We start from the raw sequence: 13,824 nt of genomic DNA on the forward strand, positions 1-13,824 counted from the left end.
ACGCTGTATTTTTTCGAAAGCAGCATCCCGTGTGCTCCCCGGACGATCTTCGGTAAAGTGCGCACCATCATTGACCACGAATGCTCTTCACCATAAGAGCTTCGATCACGGAAGCCGGCCATGACCGACAAGAGCCAACAATTCGCCAGCGACAACTATTCCGGTATCTGCCCTGAAGCCTGGGCGGCCATGGAGCAGGCCAACCACGGCCACCAGCGTGCTTATGGCGACGATGAATGGACCGCACGCGCGTCCGATCAATTCCGCAAACTGTTCGAAACCGACTGCGAAGTGTTCTTCGCCTTCAACGGCACTGCTGCCAACTCCCTGGCCCTGTCGTCGCTTTGCCAGAGTTACCACAGCGTAATCTGCTCGGAAACCGCCCACGTCGAGACCGACGAATGCGGCGCGCCGGAATTCTTCTCCAACGGCTCCAAGCTGCTGGTTGCGCGCACCGAAAATGGCAAGCTGACCCCGGCATCCATTCGTGAAGTCGCTCTCAAGCGCCAGGATATTCACTACCCAAAACCCCGGGTCGTGACCCTGACCCAGGCCACTGAAGTCGGCAGCATCTACACCCCTGAAGAAATCCGTGCCATCAGCGCCACTTGCAAGGAGCTCGGCCTGAACCTGCACATGGACGGCGCGCGATTCTCCAACGCCTGCGCTTTTCTCGGCTGCTCTCCAGCGGACCTGACCTGGAAGGCCGGTGTCGACGTGCTGTGCTTTGGCGGTACGAAAAACGGCATGGCGGTGGGTGAAGCGATCCTGTTTTTCAACCACAAACTGGCCGAAGACTTCGACTACCGCTGCAAGCAGGCCGGGCAGTTGGCCTCGAAAATGCGCTTCCTCTCGGCCCCCTGGGTCGGGATCCTGGAAAACGACGCCTGGCTCAAATACGCCCGCCACGCCAACCATTGTGCGCAATTGCTGGCCGAGCTGGTCAGCGATATTCCAGGAGTGGAACTGATGTTCCCGGTGCAGGCCAACGGCGTGTTCCTGCAACTGTCGGAACCGGCCATCGCCGCACTGACCGCCAAGGGCTGGCGCTTCTACACCTTCATCGGCAACGGCGGCGCGCGCTTCATGTGCTCGTGGGACACCGAGGAGGAACGGGTACGTGAATTGGCGGCGGACATTCGCGAGGTCATGTCCCGCTAAGCTTTCCCTGTGCAGGCCTGCGGAGCTACTTGCTTGTGGACCTGCGCACCTGTAGGAGCCGTAGGAGCCGTAGGAGCCGTCGAGTGCAACGAGGCAGCTCCTACAGGTTTCGTCACCCATGGTCCGCAGGGGCAATCAGCAGTCATCACCAATACCGATTAAAACTCAATGCGCACGTCCCCTTTCGGCACGCTGCAGCACGACAGGATGAACCCTTCCGCTTCGTCCTCTTCGGTAATTCCGCCGTTGTGGTCCATCTCCACCTCGCCCCCCAATTTCAACACCTTGCACGTACCGCAAATACCCATCCCGCAGGCCTTCGGAATCAGCAAACCGAGCTTGGCCGCCGCCGCATGCACGGTTTCACCGGGTGCCACACGAATGCTCTTGCCGGACGAGATAAATTCGACCTGATGCAGGTCCGCCAAATCGACTTCCGGCGCGTCGGCAGCAATTTCCGCCTGCTCCACCGCATCCGCCCGGGCTTCCGGTGGCGTCGCGCCGAAGGATTCCTCGTGATAACGCGACATGTCGAAGCCGACCGCTTCAAGCATGCGCTTGACCGCATTCATGTACGGCGTCGGGCCGCAGCAGAACACCTCGCGCTCCATGAAGTCGGGTGCCATCAGTTCCAGCATCTTGTGGTTCAGGTAACCGCGATACCCCGCCCAAGGCTCACCCAGACCATGCTTCTCGCAAATCAGGTGCAGGCTGAAGTTGTCGATCCGCGACGCCATGTGTTCCAGCTCACGGTGGTAGATGATGTCCTTGGGTGAACGGGCGCTGTGAATGAACACCATGTCGACGTTGCCGTTGGTGTCGTAGAACCAGCGCGCCATGGACATCACTGGCGTGATGCCGACCCCACCGCTGAGGTACAAGACCTTTGGCGCGGTGAAGTCCATCGCGTTGAAAAGCCCGACCGGCCCGTGTACCGCAAGCTCCTGGCCTTCGTGCAGGGTGTCGTGCAACCAGTTCGACACCTTGCCCCCCGGCACGCGCTTGATGGTCACGGAAAAGCTGTACGGCACCGAGGGGGAACTGGAAATGGTGTACGAACGCATGATCGGCACGCCTTCGATTTCCAGCTCAAGGGTAACGAACTGCCCCGGCTTGAAAAAGAACAGGATCGGCTGGTCCGCCATAAAGCAGAAGGTGCGCACGTCCCAGGTTTCCTGGATGACTTTGACGCAACGCACGATGTGTCGACCATTGGCCCAGGTCTGCGTGGTTACCGGGTTCAGGAAGCTGTTGGACATGCTGTTCTCCACCGCCGATGGTCGGCCTTATGTTGGCGATTCTGCGTATAGCGCGGAACACCCATTTACCTATCTGCGACATTCACATACTTATCGCGACCAGCCCTTGGTTACCGGGGGTTGCGCGTCGGGAACAGATTGGGCCATGTCGCCCATGGATAAGGTTCTGGGCAGCGCCGGCCCCACACTCGCTCCACACAAAGACAGATTCTTTACACCTTGCGTAGCAAACCCGCTAAACCGGCCACATAGCCACTTTCGCCGGCCACACAGAATGGCCTTGAGGATCAAATCGATGGACGTCACCGCAAAAATCAGCCTGGGCGATCCGCTGGAACCCGCACGCAAGGCCACCGCACAGATGCTGCAAGAGCGCGAGCGCACTTTCTCGCTGCCGCAGCCGTTTTACTCTGACGAGCGGCTGTTTGATATCGACATGCAGGAAATTTTCCAGAAGGAGTGGCTGATCGCCGGCATGACCTGCGAGATCCCGACCAAGGGCAACTACCTGACCCTGCAGATCGGCAAGAACCCGATCATCGTCATCCGCGGTGCCGAGGGTGTGGTGCATGCGTTCCACAACGTCTGCCGTCACCGGGGTTCGCGTTTGTGCACCAGCGAAAAAGGCAAGGTCGCCAAGCTGGTCTGTCACTACCACCAATGGACCTACGAGCTGGACGGTCGCCTGCTGTTCGCCGGCACCGAAATGGGTGCCGACTTCGACATGAAGCAGTACGGTCTCAAGCCGGTGAACGTGAAGACTGCGGGCGGCTACATCTTTATCAGCCTGGCGGAAAATCCGCCGGCCATCGATGACTTCCTGTCGACGCTGAATCACTACATGGAACCCTACGACATGGAGAACACCAAGGTGGCGATTACCACCACCCTGGTTGAAAAAGCCAACTGGAAGCTGGTGCTGGAAAACAATCGCGAGTGCTACCACTGCAACGCCTCGCACCCGGAACTGCTCAAAACCCTGCTGGAATGGGACGACGTCACCGACCCGCGCGCCGACCAGGGGTTCAAGGACCACGTGGCCGCCTCGGCCGCTGCCTGGGAAGCCGAGAAGATCCCTTACGCCCACGCCAGCTTCGGCCTGCGTAACCGCATCGTGCGCATGCCGCTGCTCAAGGGCACCGTCTCGATGACCCTGGACGGCAAACAGGGCTGCGCAAAACTCATGGGCCGCATCAAGAACCCCGATCTGGGATCGATGCGCATCCTGCACCTGCCGCACTCATGGAACCACTGCATGGGCGATCACATCATTGTGTTCACAGTGTGGCCGATCAGTGCCCAGGAAACCGTGGTCACCACCAAGTGGATCGTGCACAAGGACGCCGTTGAAGGCGTGGACTACGACGTTGATCGCATGCGCCAGGTCTGGGATGCCACCAACGACCAGGACCGTCGCCTGGCGGAAGAGAACCAGCGCGGGATCAACTCCACGGCCTACCAGCCTGGGCCGTATTCCAAGACCTATGAGTTCGGTGTGGTGAACTTTGTGGACTGGTACAGCGAACGCCTGCTGAACAATCTGGGGGCTGAGCCTGCGCCGTATCTCAAAGGCGTTCCCGTTCAAGGTTGATCAAAGTCAAAAGATCGCAGCCTGCGCCAGCGCCTGCAGTTTTGTTGTGTCCGATAAAATTATCGGTGCACACGTCACTGCAGGCGCTGACACAGGCTGCGATATTTAACGACAACACCCGACCCAAGTTATAACTGTACGAAATATGATCAATTGCGTTTAGCGCTATACGGTGCGCAGCTCGTGGCCTTCCGCCAACAAGTTATCCACATCTCCACCCACAGCAATTGGGGACAACTGTGGATAGGCGCAAATCATCTGCGCATAAACTAAATAAAATCCGTGACTTATCCGAAACCTGCATTTCTCGAAGCAGCTGGTCATTTTTTGATCTAATGCTTCAAAGCCACGCCCTGCGTGGCTCGCAGCGGATCGCAAACACCTTATCCACAGAAGCGCCAACAGACTTTGGGGGCAACTATTGGAGATCTGTGGAAAACCCGGGGAGACCGCGCCAAATCAGCGATTTCGAAGGATATTCAAGTAGACAATGACAGATTGGCTATTTTTTAATCAAACGCTTTAGAGGCCCGGTTTATGGGGCCCGTAGCCGACAGCAAACAACTTATCCACAAAAGCGCCAACAGCGATTGTGGGCAAGTAGCAAGCACCGGATTAACTAAATCGTTTGACGTATTGAAGCCACAGCATCCTCCGGCTAGAGCTCGCGGCTCGCGTGCGATGGATGGCAAGCCTTAGCGAACGACGCCTTCTTCGATCAACAACTTCAGGATCGCGTCGGCGCCGGCTTGCGCAGTCAATCCCTTCAAAACCTGCCCGCCCCCGCCACTGGCCTTGGCCGTCGCGGCCTTCATGCGATCAGCGCCACTTTTGGCCTTGATCACCTTTAAGCGTTTCGGCCGTGGCTTGGCCGGTTGCAGGGTCGCTACTGCGAGTAACTCATCGTCGAATACCTCGACTTCGTCCGCCTGCAACAAGCCGCGTCGCGCCGGGCCGTAGGCGCTTTGCCGTGGTTTTGGCGCAGCGTTATCCACAGTCGCCAGGAACGGCAGGCGAACCTTCAAGCGACGACGCTGGCCTCGCGGCAATGCCTGCAGCACCAGTGCGCAATTACCGTCGATGGATTCCACTTGTGCCAGCCCCACTACCAGCGGCCAACCAAGGCTTTCAGCCAGCAGGAACGGCAGCATGCCCGACCCTTCGCCGGTTTCCGCCTGGCTGCCGGTGAGTACCACCTGGGCGCCGGCTTCACGCAAGTAGGCGGTCAATGCGGGCAATGCATCGGCGCCCTCCGGTTGTTCCAGCACATGCAGTTGCTCAAGGCCCATACCCAGATAGGCACGTAAGGCAGGCTCGGCGACGTCGCCTGCGTGCAGGACTTGCAAGTTATCCCCAGCCAGTTGCAGGCCCAGTTCTACCGCGCGCGCATCCTGCTCAGCGCGACGTGGCCGGCCGGAGGTCGGGTGGGCGCCGATGGACACCAGGCTGATGATTTTCGTGCTCATGACCTTTTCCTTCCCTTAAGCCGCATCGCGCTTGGCGTCGTTCCGGTAAGCCGCTACCGCATCGATCAAGGCTTGTAGAATCTCGGCACTCTCGCCGATCACCGACAGGTCGGCCCGTTTGATCATGTCGCAACCGGGGTCGAGATTGATCGCCACCACCTTGTCACAGGCACCAATGCCTTGCAGGTGCTGGATCGCCCCGGAAATCCCCACCGCTACATAGACCCGTGCGGTGACCCAGGTGCCGGACGCACCGACCTGACGGTCGCGCGCCATGAAGCCGTCGTCCACCGCTACCCGCGATGCGCCTTCGGTAGCGCCCAACGCTTGGGCGGTACTGTGGAAAAGTCCCCAATCCTTGACGCCGTTCCCGCCAGAGAAGATGAATTCCGCTTCGGCCATGGGAATCGCTGCCGGATCGACAGCCACTGCGCCCAGATCTTCGATGCGCGAAAGGCTGCGCGCCACGGCTGTGGATAACTCCACCGGCAAGACTTCATGACGGCTTTCACTGACCGGTTCGGCACATTCGACGGCAGCCAGAATCAGGCGCGCAACCGGTCGGGCAAGATCCTGCAGGCCAGCACCGGCGCGGCCGATGCACTCCTGATCCTTGACCTGCCAGACCCTTGTTGCGGGGCGTTCGCCCAAGGCTGCGGCAAAGCGACGGCCTAGTTCGCCACCACCGGTACGGCTGTCCGGCAACAACCAGTGATGCGGATTGAACTGGTTATCCACAGCCCGCAGGCCCTGCACTCGTTGTTCCGGTGCATAACCGCTGAATTCCTCGCCGTCCAGCACCAACAGGCGATCCACGCCAGCGGTGGCAAATGTGCTTTCCTTGTGTTCACCAAACACCACCGCCAATACCGCGCCGTCCGAGCCGGCCAATTGATGAGCCAGCCCCAGCAAGTCACGGTCGTGACTGCTCAGGCGGCCACCGACCATGTCCGGGACCACGCAAATATAGAACGCCGGCGCAGGCACCTGATGCAGCGGCAATTGTACTTCTACAGCGGCGGTACGCTTGGTCGCCCCACCTTGCTGGGCCCCGCTACGGTCGATGCGCTTCAGCCCGTTGGGCCCGATAAAGCCGACGCCGTGGGGGTTCTTGCGGATGACCCCGTTAGGCCCCATCCAGCTGTGTTGCGCCGGTTGCATGGCCGCGTGCAGCGGGTGCAGGCGGTTGCGGGCGATCCATTCGGCGCGCGGATCGCGGCGGATAATGTCGCTCATCAGTGGGCCTCCGCAGGTTCTTCATGTTGCACCGGTGCATTGGGCTTGTTCGGCACCGCCTCTTCGAGCAGCGCGTCGGCCACCAGTTCAGCGATGTCCTTGATCAGCGGTCGCGGTTCGACCACGCCCTCAAGCATCGCGGTGCACTGTGGACAACCGACTGCCACCAGTTCGGCGCCGGTTTCGCGAATGTCTTCCATGCGCATGTCGGGGATTCGTTGCTTGCCCGGGATGTCGGTGATCGGCGCACCGCCACCACCGCCGCAGCAACGGGAACGGAAACCTGAACGCTGCATCTCTTTGACTTCGATGCCAAGGGCACGCAGCACTTCACGGGGCGCTTCGTACTCGCCGTTGTATCGACCGAGGTAGCACGGGTCGTGATAGGTGACGCTGCTGCCTTTGTGCTGGCCGAGGCTAAGGGCGCCGGCAGCAATTATTTCTGCCATGTAGGTGCTGTGGTGCTGCACGAGGTAGTTGCCGTCGAAGGCGCCGTACTCGTTCTTCAACACGTGGAAGCTATGGGGGTCACAGGTGACGATGCGGTTGAAGCTGTACCTGGCCAGGGTCTGGATATTGCGTTTGGCCAACAGCTGGAACGTCGCTTCGTCACCCAGTCGCCGTGCCACGTCTCCGCTGTCGCGTTCTTCAAGGCCCAAAACCGCGAAGTCGACCCTGGCCGCTTTCAGCACTTTGACAAACGCACGCAGGGTGCGCTGGTTGCGCATGTCGAAGGCTCCGTCGCCGACCCAGAACAGCACGTCGACGGATTTTTTCTCGCTCATCAGATTGAGGTTCAAGTCCGCCGCCCAGTTCATCCGGCCTCCCGGGGCGAAGCCGCCGGGGTTGTCGGTGGCAATCAGGTTTTCCAGGACTTCAGCGCCCTTGTTCGGGGTCGCGCCTTTTTCCAGGGTCAGATGGCGGCGCATGTCGACGATGGCATCGACGTGCTCGATCATCATCGGGCACTCTTCAACGCAGGCGCGGCAAGTGGTACAGGACCATAGGGTTTCGGCGTCCACCAGACCGTTGACGATCGGTTGATGCGGATTGCCGGCGTGCTCACCGATGGGCTTGCCTGGGTATGGGCTGCCGGCAAACTTGGCATCGGTGCCACCGGCCAGGCCAACGACCATGTCCTGAATCAGTTTTTTCGGGTTCAACGGCTGGCCGGCAGCAAATGCCGGGCACGCAGCCTCGCACTTGCCACACTGTACGCAAGCGTCGAAGCCGAGCAACTGGTTCCAGGTGAAATCCTTGGGCTTTTCCACACCCAGTGGCGCGGTCGGATCGTTCAGATCCAGCGGTTTCAAACCGGTGGAGCGACCGCCGCCAAAGCGCTCGGCGCGACGGTGCCAGGCCAGGTGCAGGGCACCGGCAAAGGCGTGCTTCATCGGGCCGCCCCAAGTCATGCCAAAGAACAACTCGCAGACGCCCCACAACACGCCGACAAACAGGATTGCCGCCAGGATCCAGCCGCCGAAATTTTCCGGGAGGATGCCTGCGACTGGCAGGGTCACCAGGAAAAACGAAGCGGAGAACGCCAGGAGACTTTTCGGCAGGCGCATCCACGGGCCTTTGGACAAACGGGCCGGAGGATTGCGTCGGCGCAGGTAGACGAAAATCGCCCCCACGAACATCACGGCAGTCATCAGCAGCAGTGCATACCCGAGGAAGCGGTTATGCAGGCCGAAACCGTGAACCAGGATCGCCAGCACGGCGGAAGCCACCGCACCACCGGCGGTGGCGACGTGGGTATTGGCGATGTATTTGTCCCGCGCCACCACGTGGTGCAAGTCGACCATGTAGCGCTTTGGCATGGCAAGCAGGCCGCCGATCAGGTCGACTTTGGAAGCCCGGCCCCGACGCCACATGGCCACCCGCCGCAACGCGCCAAGGACAGCCAGGCCCAAGGCGGCGAACAACAGGATTGGAAGAAGGGTGTTCAACATGGTGAAGCTCCCACCAGTACATCTTGGAGAAACGCGTTCGGCGTAGGAGCTGCCGCAGGCTGCGATCTTTTGATCTTGATCTTGAAAAACACGAGCAAAAGATCGCAGCCTGCGGCAGCTCCTACGCAGGTGACGTCAAAAACTTAGAAATCCTTGCACAACCGCAATGCGTCATAGATCGCCGCGTGCACGTTGCGCTGGGCTACGCAGTCGCCTATGCGGAACAGCAAGTAGCCATCGCCGCTCTGTTCCAGACAAGGCTGAGGCTTGATCGCGAACAGGGCTTCGACGTCGATCTGGCCCTTGTTGCGCGAACCTTCCTTCATCGCGTAATAGATTTCTTCGTCCGGGCGCACGCCGTTTTCCACGACTACCTGATCCACCACCCGCTCCTCCTTGGCGCCGGTGTACTCGTTCTCCAGCACCGCCACCAGCTTGTCGCCTTCGCGGTAGACCTTATCCAGCATCATGTCCCCGGTCATGATCACTTCCTTGGGGTACATGCTTCGGTAGTAGGTCGGGAACGATGTGCCGCCAATTGCCACGCCTGGCTTGATGTCGTCGGTAACGATCTCGACCTGGCTGCCTTTGTCCGCGAGGAAGTCGGCGGTCGACATGCCGGTAAACTCGCAAATAGTGTCGTACACCAGCACGTTCTTGCCCGGTGCAACCTTGCCATCGAGGATGTCCCAGCTACTGACCACCAGGCCTTCAGCCGCGCCCCAGTGCTCGTTCTGCTCCAGGAAGGGATGACCGCCGACGGCGAGCACGACGACGTCCGGGCGCAAATCCATAATGGTCGGCGCATCGGCCGCCACACCCAGGCGCAGGTCGACTTTCAAACGCGCCAGTTCCAGCTGATACCAGCGAGTAATGCCGGCGATCTGGTCGCGCTGCGGCGCTTTCGACGCCGTGGTGATTTGCCCGCCGATGAATTCCTTCTTCTCGAATAGGGTCACGTCGTGGCCGCGTTCGGCGGCCACGCGCGCTGCCTCCATACCGGCAGGCCCGGCACCCACTACTACGACCTTGCGTTTGACCCCGGTAGTCTTTTCGATGATGTGCGGAACGCCCATGTATTCACGGGAAGTCGCTGCGTTCTGGATGCACAGCACATCCAGGCCCTGGTATTGCCGGTCGATGCAGTAGTTGGCACCGACGCACTGTTTGATCTGGTCGATCTGGCCCATCTTGATCTTGGCGATCAGGTGCGGGTCGGCGATGTGCGCGCGGGTCATGCCGACCATGTCGACGTAACCGCCTTCGAGAATGCGCGTCGCCTGGTTCGGGTCCTTGATATTCTGCGCGTGCAGAACCGGGGCCTTGACCACTTCCTTGATACCGGCTGCCAGGTGCAGAAACGGCTCCGGTGGATAACTCATGTTCGGGATCACGTTGGCCAGGGTGTTGTGGGTGTCGCAACCCGAGCCCACCACGCCAATGAAGTCCAGCATGCCGGTGTCGTCGTAGTACTTGGCGATCTGCTTCATGTCCTCGTGGGACAAACCATCCGGATGGAATTCATCGCCGCAGAGACGGATGCCGACGCAGAAATCGGGACCGACTTCGGCGCGCACGGCTTTCAATACTTCCAGGCCGAAACGCATGCGGTTCTCGAAGCTGCCACCCCACTCATCAGTTCGCTTGTTGACGCGCGGGCTCCAGAACTGGTCGATCATGTGCTGGTGCACGGCGGACAATTCGACGCCGTCCAGGCCACCGGCCTTGGCACGGCGTGCCGCTTGCGCGTAGTTGCCGATAACCCGCCAGATTTCTTCCGGCTCAATGGTTTTGCAAGTAGCACGGTGTACCGGCTCACGCACCCCGGACGGCGACATCAGGGTCGGCCAGTTGAAGCCGTCCCAGCGCGAACGCCGGCCCATGTGAGTAATCTGGATCATGATCTTGGCGCCGTGCTTGTGCATGGCGTCAGCGAGATTCTGGAAGTGCGGAATGATCCGGTCGGTGGACAGATTCACCGAGCTCCACCACTCCTGCGGGCTGTCGATGGCCACCACTGAAGAACCGCCGCAAATGGCCAGGCCGATCCCGCCCTTGGCTTTCTCTTCGTAATACTTGACGTACCGGTCGGTGGTCATACCGCCGTCGGTCGCGTAGACCTCGGCGTGCGCGGTGCTGAGCACGCGGTTGCGGATGGTCAGTTTGCCGATCTGGATCGGCTGGAACATTGCTTCGAAAGCCATGGCGGGTTCCTCGACTTACAACGGCTTGACGGTGAACAAACCGTCGTCGTGGCCTTCTTCGGAGCCACCGTAGACTTGCTCGGCAACCGTGCGGATCTGGCTGCCGCGGGCTTGCAGAATCTGATCCATGGCACCGGCAAACCAGCCGGTGAACATGTAGTCGACCTTGCGCCCGACCTTGCCGTACACGTAGACGAAGGCGGAGTGCTCGAGCTTGACGCTGGCGGTGCCTTTATCGAGGTCGATGTCCTGGATTTTGAACAGGCCCCAGCCACGTTGCGACAGGCGCTTCATGTAGTGCTCGAACACCGCGACGCCTTCAAGGCCGTGGCATTCGGCTTCTTTTTCGCACCAGTGCCAGGCGGACTTGTAGCCGGCCTTGTAGAGGATTTCGGCATAGGCGTCGGCGCCCAGCACTTCCTCGATGCCCATGTGGTTGTTGACGAAGAAATGACGTGGCACGTACAGCATCGGCAGGGCATCGGAGGTCCAGACACCGGTTTCGCTGTCGACTTCGATAGGCAATTGCGGGGCGATCTTGGCCATGGAAACTTAACTCCAGAAAAATTGGGGTGTTGCCTGCGGCGCGGATGGCCGCAGGTAAGGATTCAGAAGTGCGGCGGCTTATTCGCCCCAGACGTCTTTGAGCACGTTGACCCAGTTCTCGCCCATGATCTTGCGCACCACGCGCTCGCTATGGCCGCGCTTGAGCAGGGTTTCGGTGAGGTTCGGGAACTCGCCGACGGTGCGGATGCCCAGCGGGTTAATGATCTTGCCGAAGCTGGTCAGGCGGCGGGCGTAACCCTTGTCATGGGTCAGGTACTCGAAGAAGTCCTGGCCGTGCCCCTGGGTAAAGTCGGTGCCGATGCCGATGGCGTCTTCGCCGACGATGTTCATGGTGTATTCGATGGCTTCGGCGTAGTCGTCGATGGTCGAATCGATGCCCTTGGCGAGGAACGGCGCGAACATGGTCACGCCGACAAAGCCGCCGTGATCCGCAATGAACTTGAGTTCTTCATCGGATTTGTTGCGCGGGTGAATCTTCAGGCCCGACGGCAGGCAGTGGGAGTAGCAGACGGGTTTCTTCGATTCGAGAATCACCTCTTCAGAGGTTTTCGATCCGACGTGGGACAGGTCGCACATCACGCCAACTCGGTTCATCTCGGCGACGATTTCACGACCGAAACCGGACAGGCCGCCATCGCGCTCGTAGCAACCGGTACCGACCAGGTTCTGGGTGTTGTAGCACATCTGCACAATACCGACACCGAGCTGCTTGAACACCTCGACATAGCCGATCTGGTCTTCAAAGGCGTGGGCATTCTGGAAGCCGAAGAGGATACCGGTCTTGCCCTGCTCCTTGGCCTTGCGGATGTCGGCGGTGGTGCGAACCGGAATGACCAGGTCGCTGTTTTCACGAATCAGCTTCTGACTGGCGGCGATGTTGTTGACAGTGGCCTGGAAGCCCTCCCACACCGACACGGTGCAGTTGGCCGCCGTCAGGCCGCCTTTGCGCATGTCCTCGAACAGCTCACGGTTCCACTTGGCGATAATCAGCCCGTCGATAACGATGCTGTCGGCGTGCAGTTCGGCTGGGCTCATCAGGCTGTCCCCTATTGTCGATTCATGCGCCGAATCGTGTGCCGGCGCTTTGGAGCCAGCATATGCCTGAGCACCGGGACAGCCGGGTGCAAAAACGACAGGGGAATTGCCGAAAGCGTCAATCCGCGACAAAGGGTCGTCGCCACCCCTGCTCGCCCGCCTGTTCAAGCCCGTCAGGTTGAGCCAGAATCCGCTGCACGACTGGATGCTTCACTGAGGTTCAACTGGAATGAGGGACGGCAGCGCAATGAAAATGATCTTTCTGGTTCTGGCATTGACCGCCACGGGCGTACACGCGGAAGAAGAATCCGAGACCACCCCCTGCGACGCTGTCGAAAACGACGTCCAGACCCTCGAATGCTCGGTTTATGGCCGAACCGCCGCCGAAGACCTGCTCAAGGACAACTACCAGACCCTGGCCGAGCGCATGCAAATACTCTACGGCAAGAACCCGACCCAGCTGGCAGACATCACCGCAAAAATCAAAGCGGCGCAGCAACAATGGCTGAAGACGCGAGACGCCGATTGCGCAGTCGAAGCGTTCCCGGCGACGAGTGGCAGCAAGGCGTTCACCATTGCGCAAAATGACTGCATTGCACGCATGAGTGATGAAAGGTCGGAGTTTTTGGAGTCGATCGGGCAGGAGTGAGTCAGAAATCCGGAAAGTGCCCATACAGCAGCGGTGCAGCAGCGGTGCAGGAGCTGTGTAGGAGCTGTGTAGGAGCTGTCGAGTGCAACGAGGCTGCGATCTTTTCGACCATTAAACCCCAGCATCAAACCCCAAAGCCAAGGGAGGCAGCCCCGCCTCCACTCAGCAAAAACCGCCCTACCCAGTCACGTCCAGAACCCTTCATGCGCGCGCGCAGCCTCTGCTTCCAACATCGGCCCGAATGTTGGAATCTGTCGCTGGCCGCGCGCGAACACTTCCCGGCACGGCAACGAGAACGTCGGGTTTTCCGGGTGGCCACCCGTGAGCCCCAGCAAGGCATGCTCGGACAGCGCGTAGACCACTCGGCCAATGCCCGTCCAGTAAATCGCCCCCGCACACATGCAGCAGGGTTCGGCACTGGTGTAGAGCGTGCATTGCGCCAGGTCTGCCGGGCTTAGCAGCTTGGCAGCCTGCGCGGCTGCAGCAAGTTCGGCATGCTGGGTGGGATCGCCTTCCGGCGGCATGGAATTATTGCCCGCCGCCGCAATGATGTTGCCGGCCCCATCCGCGACCAGTGCAGCAAACGGATGACGACCACGGGCTTTTGAGTCCTCTGCCAGTTCGAGTGAGCGGCGCAGCAGTTGCAGATCAAGTTCGGTGATGCCGGCAGGTAAAGCGCAAGTGAAGCTTGTCATGTGAAACTC

At 60.1% G+C, this 13,824-nt stretch carries 11 protein-coding genes; 3 read left to right on the forward strand and 8 right to left on the reverse strand.

The features are described from left to right. Window positions 1-120 precede the first annotated feature (120 nt). Window positions 121-1,161 (forward strand): low specificity L-threonine aldolase, encoded by a 1,041-nt coding sequence (locus EQV97_RS09810; protein WP_045059907.1) that lies wholly within the window; start codon window positions 121-123, stop codon window positions 1,159-1,161. Between the two features lie 158 nt (window positions 1,162-1,319). On the opposite strand, the gene gbcB is transcribed toward EQV97_RS09810, so the two are convergent. Further along, window positions 1,320-2,420: a glycine-betaine demethylase subunit GbcB gene (gene gbcB, locus EQV97_RS09815; RefSeq protein ID WP_045059906.1), complete on the reverse strand. Its 1,101-nt coding sequence runs from the start codon at window positions 2,418-2,420 to the stop codon at window positions 1,320-1,322. 295 nt (window positions 2,421-2,715) lie between these two features. On the opposite strand from gbcB, the gene gbcA reads away from it, so the two are divergent. Continuing rightward, window positions 2,716-4,011, forward strand: coding sequence for a glycine-betaine demethylase subunit GbcA (gbcA, locus tag EQV97_RS09820; RefSeq protein ID WP_045059905.1), 1,296 nt, complete (start codon window positions 2,716-2,718; stop codon window positions 4,009-4,011). Window positions 4,012-4,706: 695 nt separating this feature from the next. Here the strand turns inward: gbcA and EQV97_RS09825 are convergent. The 6 genes from EQV97_RS09825 to EQV97_RS09850 form a co-directional block, all read right to left on the reverse strand. After that, the gene (locus tag EQV97_RS09825; RefSeq protein ID WP_240888881.1) at window positions 4,707-5,477 is read right to left on the reverse strand and encodes an electron transfer flavoprotein subunit beta; all 771 of its coding nucleotides are present in this window, start codon (window positions 5,475-5,477) and stop codon (window positions 4,707-4,709) included. 15 nt (window positions 5,478-5,492) lie between these two features. Continuing rightward, on the reverse strand, window positions 5,493-6,713 hold the full coding sequence (locus tag EQV97_RS09830; protein WP_122841205.1) for an electron transfer flavoprotein subunit alpha/FixB family protein: 1,221 nt from the start codon (window positions 6,711-6,713) through the stop codon (window positions 5,493-5,495). Continuing rightward, window positions 6,713-8,665, reverse strand: coding sequence for a dimethylglycine demethylation protein DgcB (gene dgcB / locus EQV97_RS09835; protein WP_122841204.1), 1,953 nt, complete (start codon window positions 8,663-8,665; stop codon window positions 6,713-6,715). The genes EQV97_RS09830 and dgcB overlap by 1 nt, the downstream gene beginning before the upstream one ends. 143 nt (window positions 8,666-8,808) lie before the next feature. Next, window positions 8,809-10,869 carry a dimethylglycine demethylation protein DgcA gene (gene dgcA / locus EQV97_RS09840; RefSeq protein WP_122841203.1) on the reverse strand — a complete coding sequence of 687 codons (2,061 nt, stop codon included), beginning with the start codon at window positions 10,867-10,869 and terminating at the stop codon, window positions 8,809-8,811. A 15-nt stretch (window positions 10,870-10,884) separates the two neighbouring features. Continuing rightward, a complete protein-coding gene (locus EQV97_RS09845; RefSeq protein WP_034116150.1) occupies window positions 10,885-11,415 on the reverse strand; it encodes a DUF5943 domain-containing protein in 531 nt (176 codons plus the stop codon). A gap of 78 nt (window positions 11,416-11,493) precedes the next feature. Next, window positions 11,494-12,471 (reverse strand): dipeptidase, encoded by a 978-nt coding sequence (locus tag EQV97_RS09850; protein WP_008033250.1) that lies wholly within the window; start codon window positions 12,469-12,471, stop codon window positions 11,494-11,496. Window positions 12,472-12,718: 247 nt separating this feature from the next. On the opposite strand from EQV97_RS09850, the gene EQV97_RS09855 reads away from it, so the two are divergent. Further along, window positions 12,719-13,120, forward strand: coding sequence for a lysozyme inhibitor LprI family protein (locus EQV97_RS09855; protein WP_122841202.1), 402 nt, complete (start codon window positions 12,719-12,721; stop codon window positions 13,118-13,120). 185 nt (window positions 13,121-13,305) lie between these two features. On the opposite strand, the gene EQV97_RS09860 is transcribed toward EQV97_RS09855, so the two are convergent. Beyond that, window positions 13,306-13,815 (reverse strand): nucleoside deaminase, encoded by a 510-nt coding sequence (locus tag EQV97_RS09860; protein ID WP_225570264.1) that lies wholly within the window; start codon window positions 13,813-13,815, stop codon window positions 13,306-13,308. Between the last annotated feature and the right edge of the window lie 9 nt (window positions 13,816-13,824).

The sequence above is a fragment of the Pseudomonas sp. TMW22090 genome (assembly GCF_022496665.1).
Lineage (GTDB): Bacteria > Pseudomonadota > Gammaproteobacteria > Pseudomonadales > Pseudomonadaceae > Aquipseudomonas > Aquipseudomonas gregormendelii.